The following is a 16,146-nucleotide window of genomic DNA, read 5'->3' as shown; positions in this document are numbered from 1 at the left end:
GGACGTGATGAGCAATCAACAACTGCTCTGTCCTAATAAAAGTTATAAACAGGTCGGGTCAACCGGGGAAAGATGCTACAGGGCGGAAACCGGGAATTTCCCCGGAGCACCGGAGCGACTTCCCGCACAGCCGGCCACGGCTAATCAGAAGCGAAGGCGGGCGAGCCCCGGAAACGGCCTTTCCGGGTGTCAGTCACGAAAAGGCGGCGTCCGGGGACGCCGCCTGTGGAGGACAGTGCCGTTCGGCCGCGCTTAGTTGCGCTCGCGGTCGACCAGCTTGTTCTTGGAAATCCAGGGCATCATGGCGCGCAGCTTGGCGCCGACTTCCTCGATCGGATGCGAGTCGTTCAGGCGGCGGGTGGCCTTGAAGCGGGCGGCACCCGAATGCCACTCCTGCATCCAGTCGGAGGTGAACTTGCCGGTCTGGATGTCCTTGAGCACGCGCTTCATCTCGGCCTTGGTCTCGGCGGTGATGATGCGCGGGCCGGTGACGTACTCACCCCACTCGGCGGTGTTGGAGATCGAGTAGTTCATGTTGGCGATGCCGCCCTCGTAGATGAGGTCGACGATGAGCTTCACTTCGTGCAGGCACTCGAAATAGGCCATCTCCGGCGCGTAACCGGCCTCGACCAGCGTCTCGAAACCGGCGCGGATGAGCTCCACCAGACCGCCGCAGAGCACGACCTGCTCACCGAAGAGGTCGGTCTCGCACTCTTCCTTGAAGGTGGTCTCGATGATGCCGGAGCGGCCGCCGCCGACGCCGCATGCGTAGGAGAGCGCGATGTCGAGGGCGTTGCCGGAGGCGTCGTGATGGACGGCCACCAGGCAGGGCACGCCGCCGCCCTTCTCGTACTCTCCGCGGACGGTGTGGCCCGGACCCTTCGGGGCGATCATGATTACGTCGACGGTCTTCTTCGGCTCGATCAGGCCGAAGTGGACGTTGAGGCCGTGGGCGAAGGCGATCGCGGTGCCGTCACGGATGTTCGGGGCGATCTCCTTGTTGTAGATGCCGGCCTGCAGCTCGTCCGGCGTCGCCATCATAATGACGTCAGCCCAGGCTGCAGCATCAGCAACCGTCATGACCTTGAAGCCGTCAGCTTCGGCCTTCTTGACGGTGCCGGAACCGGCGCGGAGAGCGATGACGATCTCCTTCACGCCGGAGTCCTTGAGGTTCAGCGCATGGGCGCGGCCCTGGCTGCCGTAGCCGACGATGGCAACCTTCTTGCCCTTGATGAGGTTCACATCCGCATCGCGATCATAATAGACACGCATTTCGTTTCCTTCCTTGCTGTATTCCTTGTGACAGGTCCGGCCTGGCGCACATCCGGGGCTTCCACCCCGCATCCGCGCTAGAGCCGGCCCGCCGTCTCCTTCTCCCGCACTTCATAAAGCGCGAAAAACTGCCGAATGGCGTGGGCCGCCTGCGCCTCGAGTGAACGGCCGCCGAACACGCCCTTCTCGCCCAGTAGCATCCGCACGTGCATGTCGCGCACAATCAGCCCGTAGAGCGTGCGGTACGTATCGTCGAGATCGTCGTAATGGATGTGCCCGCTGCGCTTTCCCGCTTCCAGAAGGCGTGTTGCCGCCTGGTCGATGCGACGGCGTCCCTGCTCAACGAGAAGAGCACCCAGACGGTTGCCCTCGCGGCTGGCCTGACCGATGGCAAGGCGGTTCAGCGCCAGTGACACCTCACCCGACAGGACGCGCAGCAGATCCTCGGCGAAGCCCCTGAGATGGGTCTCGAACACGTCGCGGCGCATGGTGCCGCCGGTGTCGGTGAAGCCCCGCACCTTGCTCGCCTGATGAGCGATCATGGCGGCGAGCAGGCCATCGCGGTCACCGAACCACTTGTAGAGGCTTTCCTTGGAGCAGTTGGCGGCGCGGGCAAGGCCGGAGGTCGTCAGCGCCTTCTCACCGCCGGCCACGAGCAGCTCAAGGGCGCGTTCCAGCACATCGCGCTGGCGCGGCGTAAGCTCTTCCCTGGATTGGCGCTCGGGCAATGTCATTCTCCGTACCGTACGGTACGGTTCTCTCACAAGATGCCGGGCAAGGCAAGGTGATATTTCAACTCCCCGCGCTGGAACCTGTCGAAGCGCGGGGGCACGCAACCAGGGGATCATGCAGCCGGGGACAATTGAAGAGGGTCGGCCCGGTGACGCCGGCCCATGGTTCGACAAGCTCACCGTAAGGCCGGGCTAGCTGCTTCTCCCATATAGAACGCGTCTGTCCCTCCTCTACCAGCCCAAGGCGGCGCGGTAGCGGCGGACGGTTTCGGAAATGCCGTGAATAAGCGCATCGGCGGTGAGCGCGTGGCCGATGGAGACCTCCGCCAGCATCGGAACGTGGCGGACCAGCGCCGGAAGGTTGTCCACGGTGAGGTCGTGGCCGGCGTTGACGGCAAGGCCGAGTGACCGGGCCCGCTCGGCCGTGGCCTGAAGCTTCTTCAGTTCGGCCACGGCGCGGGCCTGGTCGTCATGGCAGGCGCCGTAGGGGCCGGTGCAAAGTTCGACGCGGTCGGCGCCCAATTCCCTGGCGAGCGACAGTTCCTCGTGGCTTGCGTCCGGATCGACGAAGCAGGAGACGCGGAAGCCGCCCTTCTTCAGGCGCTCGATAACGCGGGCGAGCAGCTCGCGGTTGTCGCGGAAACACCAGCCGTGGTCGGAAGTGTTCTGCTCCGGGCTGTCAGGCACGAGCGTCACCTGCTCCGGCTGGGTCTCCTCCACCAGGCGTAGGAACTCCTCGCTCGGGTAGCCCTCGATGTTGAACTCACGATCCGGAAACTCATCATCGAGTAGCGCGCGGATCTCCGGCAGATCGGAGAAACGGATGTGGCGCTGGTCGGGCCGCGGATGGACCGTCAGGCCATCGGCGCCGGCCGCAAGCGCCAGACGGCCGATGCCGGTGACGCTCGGCCAAGGCAGGTTGCGGCGGTTGCGAAGCATGGCAACGGCGTTGAGATTGACCGACAGTTTGGCGGGCATCACGAAACCTCCGGCTCGAGTATAGGGAGGTGCTATAGCCCAAAACATGGGAACTGACAGGGGCAAAAACCGTTCTCAATCGACAGTGAAGGGCCGGGAACGGATGCTGATCAACGAAACACCACCAAATGTACGCCGCATTGCTACCGACCGCGACGATGTCCTGGCTTTCGAGGTGAGCGGGCAGATCGCCTCCTCAGACATCGAAAACCTCTATGGGCTTCTGGACGGGGCGGTATCGCTGCACGATTCCGTCGATGTCATCGTGATCGTTCATGACTACGAAGGGGTCGACTGGAGCGGCATGTCGCTTGCAGAGACCTTCACGGGGAAATCCTCGGCCTTCCGGCACGTGCGCAGGATCGCCCTGGTCGGAGCCGAGGGATGGATCAGCGCCGGCATGCGGCTCGCAACGCTCTTCACATCCATCGAGGTCCGCCAGTTCAGCCAGGACGAGGCCACGGCAGCCTGGGAATGGATCGGGGCAAAGCCCCTCGCCCACCCGTAGTCCCCAGAGCCTGGAGGGGCCCGTGGTTCGGCGGGCCATCTTTCAGATTCACGGAGGATGCGAGTAAACCGTCAGCGGACGATTGTGAGACGCTCGGCGGCGCGGGTGATGGCCGTGTAGAGCCAGCGGGCGCGGGTGTCGCGGAAGGCGAAGCTCTCATCGAAAAGCACCACGTCATCCCACTGCGAGCCCTGCGCCTTGTGAACCGTCAGCGCGTAGCCGTAATCGAAATCGTCGTAGCGCTTCTTCGTCTGCCAGGGGATGTCGGCATCCGGGTCCTCAAAAGCAGCCTTGAGCAGCTTGATCTTGGCCACGCCGCGGTCGGGGTCGTCGTCCTCCGGCGTTACGAGCAGGTTGATGCCTGGTTTGACCGTTTCCTTGGAAGAAGTCATGACCTTCCAGAGCGAGCCGTTGAGCAGGCCCTTGGCCGGATCGTTGCGCAGGCAGACGAGCTTGTCGCCCGCCTGGGGATAGAGCGCGTCAAAGCCGCGCAACTCGCGCAGGCGCTGGTTGTAGCGGCGGCGGGTACGGTTGGTGCCGACGAGCACCTGATCGGCCACAGTGACGATCTCGCTGTTGACCTCGGCGCGGGAGATCACGCGCGCCTCGCCATAATCGCCATAGCCGATCTCGCGTCCCTCGCGCGCGTCGAGGGCGAGGCGGATGATGGCATTGTCCCGCGCCTGGCGGTGTATCTCGGTGAGCAGGAAGTCCGGCTCGTGCTCGGTGAAGAAGCCCCCGCCGGAAATCGGCGGAAGCTGCCCCGGGTCGCCCAGCACCAGGATCGGCGTGCCGAAGGACAAGAGGTCGCGGCCGAGCTGCTCGTCCACCATCGAGCATTCGTCGATGATGACGAGCTTGGCCTTGGCGATGGGGCTCTGGCGGTTGAGCGAGAAGGTCGGCGCGATCATGGTCTTGCCGGTGGTCTCGTCCTCCACCTCCTCCTCGCCGCGTGGACGGTAGATCAACGAATGGATGGTGCGCGCGTTGGAGGCACCCTTGGAGCGCAGGACCTGCGCCGCCTTGCCGGTAAAGGCGGCAAACTGGACATCGCCATCCACATGCTCGGCGAAATAGCGCGCAAGCGTCGTCTTGCCCGTTCCGGCATAGCCGAAAAGGCGGAAGATCTGGCTGCGTCCTTCCGACAGCCATTTCGAGACGGCGCGCAGGGCCTGATCCTGTTGCGGCGAAAATCTCATGGTGCCCCCTGAAACCAGATTCTGGCGTCCGTGAACAGGTTTTTTCAGCCGGACGCGACGTGCTGTCCCGCCCCGCCGGATCAAAAACTCACAAACTCATGATCCATGTCATTGTCATGGCGGGTACGCTTGCACGTTGCGAAGCAAATCATACTACAATAGATAAGCGGGGATATTCGGACACAGGAGCTCCGGGCCTTGAACCCGGAATTGAAAGGACAGAGCGATGACCGCTATCCATGATTTCATCGACAACGAGGTCAAGTCCAACGACGTCGTGCTCTTCATGAAGGGCACCCCCAACCAGCCGCTGTGCGGCTTCTCGGGTCAGGTCGTGCAGATCCTCGACTACCTCGGCGTCGACTACAAGGGCATCAATGTCCTCGCTTCCGACGAGCTGCGCCAGGGAATCAAGGAATACACCAACTGGCCGACGATTCCGCAGCTGTACGTGAAGGGAGAGTTCGTCGGCGGCTGCGATATCGTCCGCGAGATGTTCCAGTCCGGCGAGCTGCAGAGTTTCTTTGCCGACAAGGGCATCGCCGTCCGCGCGGCCTGATTTCAGCACTCGTCCGCCGGCTTGCCGGCATTGCATTCAGGACCTTCCAGCGCGCCGGCGGATTCGCCGGCGCATCTGATTTTTCCTATGGCCGCGCGGCGCGGCCCCATTGTTTTCAACGCAGGCGTTGCGTTTTGCCAGGAGCCAGTTCATGGACAAGCCAGTTTCAGGCGCACACGTTACATCCGCGCAGCCAGCCGCTGGCGGAACGCCACCCTCGGACAATCCGTCGCCCGGCATCGGCAAGAAGGAATTCGTGGCACTGGCCGCGGCCATCATGTCGATCAACGCGCTCGGCATCGACGTGGTGCTTCCCGCGCTCATGCAGATGGGCGCGGCCCTCAACGTCGAGGACGAGAATACCCGGCAGCTGGTCATTTCCGCCTATGTTCTCGGCCTTGCCATCGGCCAGATCCTCTACGGGCCGCTGGCCGACCGGTTCGGGCGCCGCAAGCCGCTGTTCTTCGGACTCGGCATTTTCGTGACCGGCGCGGTGCTCGCGGCGTTCTCGCCCACCTTCACCGTCATGCTGCTGCTGCGCGCCCTGCAAGGATTTGGAGCGGCCTCGACCCGCGTCATCGCCGTCTCGACGGTGCGCGACCTCTACGGCGGCCGGAGGATGGCCGAGGTCATGTCGATCATCATGATGATCTTCATGATCGTGCCGATTTTCGCGCCGAGCCTCGGCAAGCTCTTCATGCTGCTCGGCGGCTGGCCGATGATCTACCTGCTGACCGCTGCGGTTACGCTCGCCGTCACCGCCTGGGCATGGTTCCGCCTGCCGGAGACGCTGAAACCCGAAAACAAGCGCTCGCTGGCATTCGACTCGATCCTGCAGGGCTTCCGCATCGTCGTCTCGAACCGCGTCGCCGCCTGCTACATGCTGGCAAGCACGACGATCATGGGCGCCCTGTTCGGCTTCATCAACTCCGCCCAGCAGATCTACGTGGACATCTATGACATGGAAGACGTGTTCACGCTTATGTTCGCGCTCGGCGGAACGCTGATGGCCATTTCCTCCTACAGCAACTCGAGGCTGGTGGGCGGCATCGGCATGCGGCGCCTTTCGCACGGCGCCCTGCTCGGCTTCATCACGATCACCGGCATCTGGCTCATCATCACGCTGCTCGGCCCCGTTCCGTTCTGGCTCTTCTTCCTGCTGTTTTCGCTCGCGATGTTCCAGTTCGGCTGGGTGGGCGGCAATTTCAACGCGATCGCCATGGAGCCCCTTGGTCATGTGGCCGGCACGGCCGCTTCGGTGCAGGGCTTCGTGAGCACTTTGGGCTCGGGCATGTTCGGCGCGCTGATCGGCCAGGCCTTCGACGGGACGCTGACACCCATCGCAGCCGGCTACTTCATACTCGGTGTGCTGTCGCTGATCCTCGTGCTGATCGCCGAGCGCGGCAAGCTGTTCCAACAGGTGAGCCCCTCGGCAGGCAAGCCCGTCTGAAGCACCTGAATTCCGGAAATGAAGAAGGGGCTCCCGCCAGATGCGGCCGGAGCCCCTTCTTCTTGAATCAGTTCGCGAACTTCCTGAATCTCTTTCTCAGGTCCCTGACTCTGTCCGTGAGATCCCTCGCCCAAGCGATTCAGAAGATTGAGGAATCCACCGCGTCGGGATGATGGTCACCACCCGGCACGATGCCGGCAAAATCGAACAGCCTGCGGTCGAGCAGATGGGACGGGCGGACATTGCCCAGGGCACGGATCATGGTGTCCTTGCGGCCCGGCATGCGCTTTCCGATGTCGGCGAGCATCGCCTTCATGGCATTGCGCTGGAGGCCGTCCTGGCTGCCGCAGAGGTTGCACGGAATGATCGGAAACTTCATCGCGTCGGCAAACTTCTGCAGGTCTGCCTCCGCACAATAGGCGAGCGGTCGCAGGACCAGGAGGTCGCCCTCGTCGTTGACGAGCTTGGGCGGCATGGCGGCCAGGCGGCCGCCGTGGAATAGGTTCATGAAGAAGGTCTCGAGGATGTCCTCGCGGTGGTGTCCCAGCACCAGCGCCTGGCAGCCCTCCTCGCGGGCGACGCGGTAAAGATGACCGCGGCGCAGGCGCGAGCAGAGCGAGCAGTAGGTACGGTTCTCGGGGATCTTCTCGGTGACCACCGAATAGGTGTCCTGGTACTCGATGCGGTAGCGGACCCCTACCCGCTCCAGGAACTCAGGCAGGACATGCTTCGGGAAGCCCGGCTGGCCCTGGTCGAGGTTGCAGGCGATCAGCTCCACTGGCAGGAGGCCACGCCATTGCAGGTCGAGCAGAATGGCGAGAAGGCCGTACGAATCCTTGCCGCCCGAGAGCGCCACAAGCCAGCGGTCGCCCGGCCGGACCATACCGAACGCTTCGATGGCCTCGCGGGTCTGGCGCAGAAGGCGCTTCCTCAGCTTGTTGAACTCGACGGACGACGGGGCATCGCGATAGATCGGCAGGCTTTCGATGAAGCTTTCCTGTCCGGATCCTTTCGCGAAATCCTGCCTGGCCTCCGCCATCTCCGGAGACGTTTGGGGGTGCTGCACGCCGAGATCAAGTTCCATGTGCGTCCATCCTTTGCGTGACGCTCTCTGTAATTATTTTCACGGCGGCTGAAAACAGCACAATTCCGCAAATCTGCCCGCGCGACGGCTAATATCAGCTTGCAGGGGGTTCAGGCGACAGTTCGGCATTTCGCCCCCTTGCGGCAAAGCGCCTGACGAACTAGGCCTGTTACCAACCTGAACACCAGAAGCGACGCGCCGTGAGTACAGAAACCAAGCAACTCGACGTCATCGTTCCGTTCCTGAATGAGGCGGAGTCGGCCATCGACTTCAGCAGGATGGCCGTTGAGCTCACCGAGGCCGTGAAGTCGCGGTTCGGACTGTCGACCTGCTTCATTCTCGTTGACGACGGCAGCACCGACAACAGCGTGGAGCTGTTCGAGAAGCACATGCAGGGCAAGTGGAAGCTGCTATCGCTATCGCGCAATTTCGGCAAGGAAACCGCCATCCTGGCTGGGCTCGACCACTCGGACGGCGACTACGTGCTGCTGATGGACGCCGACCTGCAGCACACCACCGAGGTGGCGCTGGAGATGATCTCCCGGCTTCTCGCCAATCCCGAGCTCGACATGGTCTATGCCGTGCGGGCGCACCGCGAGGACGACCGCCTGCTCACCCGCTGGTTCGCCGGCCTGTTCTACAAGATCATGAACATGGGCCAGCGTTACGAGATTCCCGAGAACGCCGGCGACTTCCGCGTGATGACCAGGCGCTTCGCCGCGGCGATGCGCCAGCTCAGGGACCGCAAGCGCTTCAACAAGGGGCTCTATGCCTGGACCGGCTTCAGGCAGGAGCGGATCGAATACCTGCCCGCCGCCCGCCGCGCGGGCAAGACCAAGTACTCCCGGCGCAAGCTGCTCGCCTTCTCGCTGGAAGGCTTCACCTCATTCTCGGTGGTGCCGCTGCGGATCCTGTCGGTATTCGGCGCCTTCGTGGCGGTGCTCGGCTTCCTCTACGGCATCAAGGTCATCCTAGAGGTCATGATCAGCGGCGTCGCGGTTCCCGGCTATCCGAGCCTCATGGTCGCGGTGCTCGTGATGGGCGGCCTCAACCTGGCTCTAATGGGACTGGTGGGCGAATATGTCTGGGCCGCGCTCAGCGAGGCCAAGCACCGGCCGATCTACATCCTCAAGTCGATTTCCGGACCGGCGATGCGCAAGCAGACAGCCGCCAGCGCATCGGACGTCGCGGAGCAGACGGAAGACTCATGACGGGACGTCGCTTCCGCCTCGTGGCCGATGACTACGGACTGTCACCGGGCGTCTCGGAAGGCATCCGACAGCTTCTCGACCGAGGACGGCTCTCGGGAACGGGCTGCATGACGCTGTTCCCAGAGTGGGCGGAAAGCGCCCGCGCAATGCGCGACCTCTCACCGAACGCGGAGATCGGGCTGCACCTGACGCTGACCGATTTCGGCGGCCTGTCGGGCTGGGGGCACCTCCCCCACCTAAAGGAGCTGATCACGGGAGTGTCGCGCGGAGCGATCACGGCGGACAAGGTCTTTCCGGAACTCGATGCGCAGCTCGACCGGTTCACGGCGGAATTCGGGCGCTTGCCGGCGTATCTGGACGGGCACCAGCACGTCCATTTCCTCGCGCCGGTCAGGCAGTGGATCATCGCGCGGTTCGCCCACCTGCCGGACGCGGAAAAGCCGTGGGTGCGCGGGGGGCCGACGCGGAAGGGCGCTCCGGCAGGACTTTGGCCCAAGATCCTGTTCATCCGGGGGCTCGCGACCGGCTTCGACCGGCAGATGCGGGCCGCAGGGCTGCCCGTCAAGGGCCCTCTCGCCGGGTTCTACGCCTGGCAGAAACCGGGTCTGTTCGCCGAGGCAATGACGACACTCGTCCGGTGCCTGCCGGACGGGGCGGTGGTCATGTGCCATCCGGGCCTGGTGGACGATGCGCTGCGCGCGCGTGACGTGCTCACCGACTCCCGCGCGGAAGAACTCGAATTCCTTGCAGGCGACCGGTTCGCGGCACTGCTCGACCGGGCGGGCGCGACGCTCGCGGGGAGAGCCGCGTGACGAAGCCCGGTTCCTCCCGTCCGCTCGGCGTCAAGGCGCTGCGCTTCGGCGCGGTGGGCATCGCCAATTCGGCGGTCGACTTCCTCATCTTCACGGCGCTGGCCTGGGTCGGGCTTCCGGCGCTCGTGGCCAATGTAATCGCCTGGGCGGTCGCGGTGACCTTCTCCTATGCCGTCAACTCGCGCTGGACCTTCGAGGCCGATCAAGCGCTGGGCAAGAAGAAGTCCTTCGCCCGGTTCGCCGTTTCGGGGGCCGCCATCTCGCTCGGATCGTCGAGCCTGGCGCTCATCCTGCTCACCGATCTGGCGGGGCTACTTCCGGCCAAGATCATCGGTATCGTGGTGGGCGCCGTGATCAATTTCTTCGCCGCGCGCTGGTCGATCGAAGACAGGATCGTCTGAGGCCGCCGCGGAACCCTCTTTCCGGCGGGCGCGGTGCCCTCTCACCCCTGCTCCGGCAGCGCGAGGTGGATCACGACGTTCCACGGCTTGCCGGTAATGTCCTGCACCGAGAGCGTTTCAGTCTTGCTGAACTCCACCGGGTAGATCGCCAGCGCTGCCTCGCAGTCCTTCTGGTTCGCGAAACAGGCGACAACGATTCCCGAGCGCCGGAGGTCATCCGGCGTGATCCAGGGCGTGTTGTCGAGCGAGTTCTCGATCACCGCATAGGGCCGCGCGGGCGCATAGAAACTCGTGCCGCTGGAGAGGATCTTGTCGCCGCCGACATAGACCAGGGGAGCCGCTGTCTCATGCTTCCAGGCTTCCTCGACGGCCTGGGCGATGCCTGCGACGGGTACGTGACTGTAATGCTTTTCCCGCCCCTCATCGAAGTAGCGGACGAAGGGAGCCGCCACCAGCAGAGCGACCACGTAGACGGCGATGATGGTGGGGATCACCTCGCGCCGCACCTCCAGCGCACCGGGACGGACCGGAGCCAGCACGAATACCGGAACCGCAAAATACATAGGCAGTCCCCAGACGGAGCTGAGGCGCGTTCCAAGAAGCACAGCAATGGCCAGCGTCACGGCGACGGACCCGAAGGTTGTCCACGCGAGCGCCCTGCCTTCCACCGTGTGGAAGAGCGAACGGAAACCGCTGGCGTCGAGCAACGCCGCCGTCTTGCCCTCCCCGCGATTGCGCAGCAGCGTCAGATACAGGATGAGCACGGCCGGGATGAGATAAAGGACAAGGGCAACCACGAAACGCAGGCCCGAGGTCACGCCATCCAGCGCGCGTCCGTCACCCTGCGAGGCGGCATAGGAGATCGTCTGGAAGTCCACATTCCAGAGCCAGATCAGATGGGGGACGAGAGCGAGCAGGAAGACTGCGGCGGCGAGCCAGGTGGAGGCGCTGCGCAGGAGGCTCCGCGCATCGCGGTCGAACAGGATGTGCAGCACGATCGAGGCGAGCAACACCGCCGTGAAGTATTTGGTCAGGATGCCGATGGCCGCCACCAGACCCAGGACCAGCGCATCGACCAGCCTCCGCCGCTCCAGAAAGCGCAGATAGAACAGAACGATCAGTGGCCAGATCGGCAGGAGCGCCGAATTGGCGTTGAACTTGGTCGCCAGAAACGTGACTGGCGGCAGAAAGAAGAACAGGCAGGAGGCAAGAAGCGACCGCCACGGATCCAGGAAGCGGAGGGCTATGCGCCAGCTCACAAAGACCGCAAGCGCCGCATTGACCGCTGAAAGGAGATAATAGGCCCAGTCGGCACGCGGAAAGAGCTCGAACCAGGCCGCGGCAGTCCAGGCGAAGAACGGAGGGTGCTTGAAATATCCCCACTGCCAGCCGATGCCCCAGGCATAGTTCTCCAGCATGTCGCCATAGGGATCGAGGTTGATGCGGGTCAGCGCGGGGTAGATCGTCCAGGTCAGGACAAAAGCGGCGAGAAGCCAGAAAACAGACAGCCGACCGCAGCTATCCGTGGCTGACTTGGCGCGGATTCTCACTCCCTCAGCTGACAACGGCCGCTCCTCTGTTCATGCCTAGAGCGGTTCCGGGAAATGGGAACCGGTTTCCGTCCGGAACCGCGAAACAAATCAACAGAGCAGCCGGCGATTTCCTGAAACCCAAACCGCTGCTCCAGATGGAGAATGCGCCCGGGCAGCATGAGCCGCCGGGCGCAACACAGCAAGGCTAAATAGTGTTTGCCGATTAGCGCGAGTAGAACTCGACCACCAGGTTCGGTTCCATCTGAACCGGGTACGGCACGTCACTCAGAGCCGGAATGCGAACATACTTCGCGACCATCTTGTTGTGATCGACCTCGATGTAGTCCGGCACGTCACGCTCGGCCGACTGAGTCGCCTCGATGACGAGAGCAAGCTGCTTGGACTTCTCGCGGACCTCGATCACGTCGCCCGGACGGCAGCGGTAGGACGGGATGTTCACCCGGCGGCCGTTCACGAGCACATGGCCGTGGTTCACGAACTGGCGGGCAGCGAAGGGAGTCGGCACGAACTTCGAGCGGTAGACGATGGCGTCCAGACGCGACTCAAGCAGGCCGATCAGGTTTTCGCTGGTGTCGCCCTTGCGGCGGTTGGCTTCCTCGTAGATCTTGCGGAACTGCTTCTCCGACAGATCACCGTAGTAGCCCTTGAGCTTCTGCTTGGCGCGGAGCTGCATGCCGTAGTCGGTCATCTTGCCCTTGCGGCGCTGGCCGTGCTGGCCCGGGCCGTATTCGCGGCGGTTGACCGGCGACTTCGGACGGCCCCAGATGTTCTCGCCAAGGCGGCGGTCAATCTTGTACTTGGTGGTATGGCGTTTAGTCACCGCATTCCCTTTCAAACAAATACACCCGAAACACCACGTTCCGGGTCAAGGAACGCGCCCTCCTCTGGCCCCGTTTCCGGAGGCCTGACAGGAACCCTGCGCACGCTACGCCGGGTTTCCGCGGGACACGTCAGATCGCACAGGGCTCCTGCGAACCGCTGCGCGGGGTTGCACTAGTTCACTCGGGGCCGGATGTCAACGCCGGAGCTGCATTTTGTGCAGGCTGTGCGGCGGCAACGGCCGGGCCGCCCTCGGCCGGAAGAGCCAGTTCGTCGCCGCCCAGCACGAAACCGAAACCGCGCATCAGGCGCCGCATGGCCGCCGGCGGATTGCCCGATGTGAAATAGGCGTAATCCGTGTGGTTGCCCATTTCCCCCTCCAGCCGCGGCAGGAGCGACATGGCACGGCGGGCGATCGCCTCGGAAGGGTCGATCCAGTCGACCGGCCAGGGGGCCACCTTGCGCATGCGGTTGACCAGGAACGGATAATGCGTGCAGGCGAGCACAACAATGTCGGTACGCCGGCCATCCTTCTCCATGAAGCAGGGGGCGATCTCCGCCCTCACCTGCGCCTCGTCAACGAAGCCTTCGCGCATGTACTGCTCGGCGAGCGCCGCGAGATTCTGGCTGCCCACCAGACGGACATGGCAGCGGCTGCCATAGGTGGCGATCAGGTCCCGCGTGTACTGGCGCTTGACCGTTCCGGGCGTGGCCAGCACCGAGACGATGCCTGAACGCGTGCGCTCGGCCGCAGGCTTGATGGCGGGGACGGTTCCGACGAATTGCTGATCGGGATAGGCCGCGCGCAGGTCCGCGATGGCAAGGGTGGAGGCGGTGTTGCAGGCAATCACGATCAGGGACGGCTCGAACCTGTCGATCAGGCGGCCGAAGAGCTTGATCAGGCGGGCGCGGAGCGCCTCTTCTTCCCAGGCGCCGTAGGGAAAGGCGGCGTCGTCCGCAACGTAGACATAGGGATGTTCAGGAAGCAGAATGCGCGCTTCCTTCACGACCGAAAGGCCGCCGATTCCAGAGTCGAAGAACAGGACCGGCCTGCGCTCCATGGATCACTCCCCGTCCGGACTGCCCGCCCCGCGCGGCCGCTTCGGCGTGAACTTCTCCAGGGAGACGAACACGCCGCGCAGCGCCGTCAGTTCTTCGGCGGTGAAGCCGGGACGGGTGAAAAGAGCCCGCAGGTTGTCGAGCATTTTCGGCTTTTTGTCGGCTGTACGGAAATAGCCGCGCTCGTCGAGGATCCGTTCCAGATAGCCGATGAAGCTGTTGAGATTCTCCTTGGTTGCGGGGATGCGCTCCACCTCGGGCGGGCGCACCGCCCGGTCAGGCTGGGTCTTCATCCATTCATAGGACATCAGCAGGACAGCCTGGGCGATGTTGAGCGAGGCGAAGGCCGGGTTGACCGGAAAGGTCACGATCTCGTCAGCCAGGGCCACCTCCTCGTTGGTCAGGCCCCAGCGCTCGCGGCCGAAGAAGATGCCAGTCCGCTCCCCGCGGGCATGGCGCGCGCGCAGGTCCACGGCCGCCTCGACCGGGCCCCGCACCGGCTTGAAGTTGTCGCGCGGACGGGCAGTGGTCGCAAGAATGAAGTTCAAGTCGGCGATGGCGTCCTCCAGCCGGTCGAACACGCGCGCGCCGTCGATGACATGATCGGCCTTGCTGGCCGCTGCGCGCGCCTTCTCGTTGGGCCAGCCATCGCGCGGATTGACAATCCGGAGCTCGGCCAGGCCGAAATTGGCCATGGCCCGCGCCACCATGCCGATGTTTTCGCCGAGCTGCGGCTCCACGAGAATGATCACCGGTCCTTCGGCGATCGGTTCCTGCCGGTTTTCTGTTTCAGCCATTGCCTGCCTGTCAGGGCATCTACCGCGCGGAAGCAACCGCAGGCGCGCGCATCTGCCACAATATTCCGTCTTCAGAGAAAAAATTGCGAACAGCCGTTCAGTTCATGCCGATCTAGCCCCTTCCGCGAAAAGCGTAAAGCGATGTTCATAGATTTTCGCACCGTGAACGGCTTTGCGTTGCAGCATAGCAGTGCTATAGGGGCGGCGCTCAATAGCGATCCCCCACGGGGCGGAAGATCCGCTTTTGTCGAGAAGAGGTTCAGAATGGCGAAAATCAAGGTAGCAAATCCCGTCGTAGAGCTCGACGGCGATGAAATGACCCGCATCATTTGGAAGCTGATCAAAGAAAAGCTGATCTACCCCTATCTCGACATTGACCTTGAATACTACGACCTGTCGATCCAGAACCGCGACGCGACGGACGACCAGGTCACCATCGACGCCGCCTATGCCATCAAGAAGCACGGCGTCGGCGTGAAGTGCGCCACCATTACGCCGGACGAAGCCCGCGTGAAGGAGTTCGGCCTCAAGAAGATGTGGAAGTCGCCGAACGGCACCATTCGCAACATCCTGGGCGGCGTCATCTTCCGTGCCCCGATCATCTGCAAGAACGTTCCGCGCCTGGTTCCGGGCTGGACCAAGCCCGTCATCGTCGGCCGCCACGCCTTTGGCGACCAGTACCGCGCGACCGACTTCCGCTTCCCCGGCAAGGGCAAGCTGACGATCAAGTTCGTTGGTGAAGATGGCACCGTCATCGAGCACGAGGTGTTTGATGCACCGGGCTCCGGCGTCGCCATGGCCATGTACAACCTGGACGAGTCGATCCGCGATTTCGCCCGCGCCTCGTTCAACTACGGCCTGCAGGTCGGCTACCCGGTCTATCTCTCCACGAAGAACACGATCCTCAAAGCCTATGACGGCCGCTTCAAGGACATCTTCCAGGAGATCTACGAGACCGAGTTCAAGGACAAGTTCGAGGCTGCCGGCCTGTTCTACGAGCATCGCCTGATCGACGACATGGTGGCTTCCAGCCTCAAGTGGTCCGGCGGCTATGTCTGGGCCTGCAAGAACTACGACGGTGACGTGCAGTCCGACACGGTCGCACAGGGCTACGGCTCGCTCGGTCTCATGACCTCCGTGCTGATGACGCCGGACGGCCAGACCGTCGAGGCCGAGGCCGCCCACGGCACCGTCACCCGCCACTACCGCCAGTATCAGCGCGGCGAGGAAACCTCGACCAACTCGATCGCCTCGATCTTCGCCTGGACCCGCGGTCTCGCCCACCGCGCCAAGCTCGACAACAACGAGGAGCTCAAGAAGTTCGCCGAGACCCTCGAGGATGTTTGCGTCAAGACCGTCGAGGCCGGCTTCATGACCAAGGACCTCGCCCTGCTCATCGGTCCGGACCAGCCGTGGCTCTCAACCACCGGCTTCCTCGACAAGGTGGACGAGAACCTGCAGAAGGCCATGGCCTCGCTGTAAGACCCGTATCAAACAGAGCGGATACGCTGGAACCCGCCGGACCCGGTCCGGCGGGTTTCTTGTTGCCCGGAGCGCAAACAGTCCAACCGGCCGTGGCGACCGCACCGACAGGCCGAAAAAGTCGCCCGCCCTGACACGGTTCCAGTGCCCTCAGAGGCGAATGAATACACGCAAGCATTGCTGTGGGACGGTCGTCGCCTGGTCCGGAAGGCGGCGGTTACGTAATGATAT

The 16,146-nt window shown here is 63.5% G+C and carries 16 protein-coding genes; 7 read left to right on the top strand and 9 right to left on the bottom strand.

Going from position 1 to position 16,146, the window contains the following annotated elements; genetic code table 11:
- Nucleotides 1-252: 252 nt before the first annotated feature.
- The 3 genes from ilvC to ABD906_RS02720 all read right to left on the bottom strand — a co-directional run bounded on the left by ilvC (nt 253) and on the right by ABD906_RS02720 (nt 2,981).
- Nucleotides 253-1,272: a ketol-acid reductoisomerase gene (gene ilvC, locus ABD906_RS02730; RefSeq protein ID WP_345098084.1), complete on the bottom strand. Its 1,020-nt coding sequence runs from the start codon at nt 1,270-1,272 to the stop codon at nt 253-255.
- Between the two features lie 77 nt (nt 1,273-1,349).
- On the bottom strand, nt 1,350-2,006 hold the full coding sequence (locus ABD906_RS02725; RefSeq protein WP_345098083.1) for a TetR/AcrR family transcriptional regulator: 657 nt from the start codon (nt 2,004-2,006) through the stop codon (nt 1,350-1,352).
- Between the two features lie 228 nt (nt 2,007-2,234).
- The gene (locus ABD906_RS02720) at nt 2,235-2,981 is read right to left on the bottom strand and encodes a pyridoxine 5'-phosphate synthase (protein WP_345098082.1); all 747 of its coding nucleotides are present in this window, start codon (nt 2,979-2,981) and stop codon (nt 2,235-2,237) included.
- A gap of 103 nt (nt 2,982-3,084) precedes the next feature.
- Here ABD906_RS02720 and ABD906_RS02715 point away from each other — a divergent pair, with 103 nt between their 5' ends.
- Nucleotides 3,085-3,489 (top strand): SpoIIAA family protein, encoded by a 405-nt coding sequence (locus ABD906_RS02715; RefSeq protein WP_345098081.1) that lies wholly within the window; start codon nt 3,085-3,087, stop codon nt 3,487-3,489.
- Nucleotides 3,490-3,560: 71 nt separating this feature from the next.
- Here ABD906_RS02715 and ABD906_RS02710 read toward each other — a convergent pair whose 3' ends face one another.
- The gene (locus ABD906_RS02710) at nt 3,561-4,688 is read right to left on the bottom strand and encodes an ATP-dependent DNA helicase (protein WP_345098080.1); all 1,128 of its coding nucleotides are present in this window, start codon (nt 4,686-4,688) and stop codon (nt 3,561-3,563) included.
- Nucleotides 4,689-4,914: 226 nt separating this feature from the next.
- Between ABD906_RS02710 and grxD the strand changes: the two genes are divergently transcribed.
- Complete coding sequence (gene grxD / locus ABD906_RS02705; protein WP_345098079.1) at nt 4,915-5,247, top strand: Grx4 family monothiol glutaredoxin; 333 nt, start codon at nt 4,915-4,917, stop codon at nt 5,245-5,247.
- 277 nt (nt 5,248-5,524) lie between these two features.
- Nucleotides 5,525-6,697: a multidrug effflux MFS transporter gene (locus tag ABD906_RS02700; protein WP_345098293.1), complete on the top strand. Its 1,173-nt coding sequence runs from the start codon at nt 5,525-5,527 to the stop codon at nt 6,695-6,697.
- A gap of 139 nt (nt 6,698-6,836) precedes the next feature.
- Here ABD906_RS02700 and ttcA read toward each other — a convergent pair whose 3' ends face one another.
- Nucleotides 6,837-7,781 (bottom strand): tRNA 2-thiocytidine(32) synthetase TtcA, encoded by a 945-nt coding sequence (gene ttcA / locus ABD906_RS02695; RefSeq protein ID WP_378188787.1) that lies wholly within the window; start codon nt 7,779-7,781, stop codon nt 6,837-6,839.
- Between the two features lie 200 nt (nt 7,782-7,981).
- Between ttcA and ABD906_RS02690 the strand changes: the two genes are divergently transcribed.
- Genes ABD906_RS02690 through ABD906_RS02680 form a run of 3 tightly spaced genes read left to right on the top strand, consistent with a single transcriptional unit; the run spans nt 7,982 to nt 10,205 of the window.
- Nucleotides 7,982-8,992, top strand: a complete 1,011-nt coding sequence (locus tag ABD906_RS02690; RefSeq protein ID WP_345098078.1) for a glycosyltransferase family 2 protein — start codon at nt 7,982-7,984, stop codon at nt 8,990-8,992.
- Nucleotides 8,989-9,804 carry a ChbG/HpnK family deacetylase gene (locus ABD906_RS02685; RefSeq protein WP_345098077.1) on the top strand — a complete coding sequence of 272 codons (816 nt, stop codon included), beginning with the start codon at nt 8,989-8,991 and terminating at the stop codon, nt 9,802-9,804. The genes ABD906_RS02690 and ABD906_RS02685 overlap by 4 nt, the downstream gene beginning before the upstream one ends.
- A complete protein-coding gene (locus ABD906_RS02680; RefSeq protein WP_345098076.1) occupies nt 9,801-10,205 on the top strand; it encodes a GtrA family protein in 405 nt (134 codons plus the stop codon). The genes ABD906_RS02685 and ABD906_RS02680 overlap by 4 nt, the downstream gene beginning before the upstream one ends.
- Before the next feature lie 41 nt (nt 10,206-10,246).
- Here ABD906_RS02680 and ABD906_RS02675 read toward each other — a convergent pair whose 3' ends face one another.
- From ABD906_RS02675 to ABD906_RS02660, 4 genes are all read right to left on the bottom strand, one after another.
- The gene (locus ABD906_RS02675; RefSeq protein ID WP_345098075.1) at nt 10,247-11,770 is read right to left on the bottom strand and encodes a glycosyltransferase family 39 protein; all 1,524 of its coding nucleotides are present in this window, start codon (nt 11,768-11,770) and stop codon (nt 10,247-10,249) included.
- Nucleotides 11,771-11,960: 190 nt separating this feature from the next.
- On the bottom strand, nt 11,961-12,578 hold the full coding sequence (rpsD, locus tag ABD906_RS02670; protein ID WP_345098074.1) for a 30S ribosomal protein S4: 618 nt from the start codon (nt 12,576-12,578) through the stop codon (nt 11,961-11,963).
- A gap of 178 nt (nt 12,579-12,756) precedes the next feature.
- Nucleotides 12,757-13,638 carry a glutamate racemase gene (gene murI, locus ABD906_RS02665; protein ID WP_345098073.1) on the bottom strand — a complete coding sequence of 294 codons (882 nt, stop codon included), beginning with the start codon at nt 13,636-13,638 and terminating at the stop codon, nt 12,757-12,759.
- A 3-nt stretch (nt 13,639-13,641) separates the two neighbouring features.
- Nucleotides 13,642-14,433, bottom strand: a complete 792-nt coding sequence (locus ABD906_RS02660) for an RNA methyltransferase (protein WP_345098072.1) — start codon at nt 14,431-14,433, stop codon at nt 13,642-13,644.
- A gap of 264 nt (nt 14,434-14,697) precedes the next feature.
- Here ABD906_RS02660 and ABD906_RS02655 point away from each other — a divergent pair, with 264 nt between their 5' ends.
- Nucleotides 14,698-15,915 (top strand): NADP-dependent isocitrate dehydrogenase, encoded by a 1,218-nt coding sequence (locus ABD906_RS02655; RefSeq protein WP_345098071.1) that lies wholly within the window; start codon nt 14,698-14,700, stop codon nt 15,913-15,915.
- Nucleotides 15,916-16,146: the final 231 nt, after the last annotated feature.

The sequence above is a fragment of the Chelativorans composti genome, assembly GCF_039541695.1.
Taxonomy (GTDB): domain Bacteria; phylum Pseudomonadota; class Alphaproteobacteria; order Rhizobiales; family Rhizobiaceae; genus Chelativorans; species Chelativorans composti.
The sequence above is the reverse complement of the archived record's forward strand: the minus strand, read 5'-3'. Positions and strand labels throughout refer to the sequence as shown.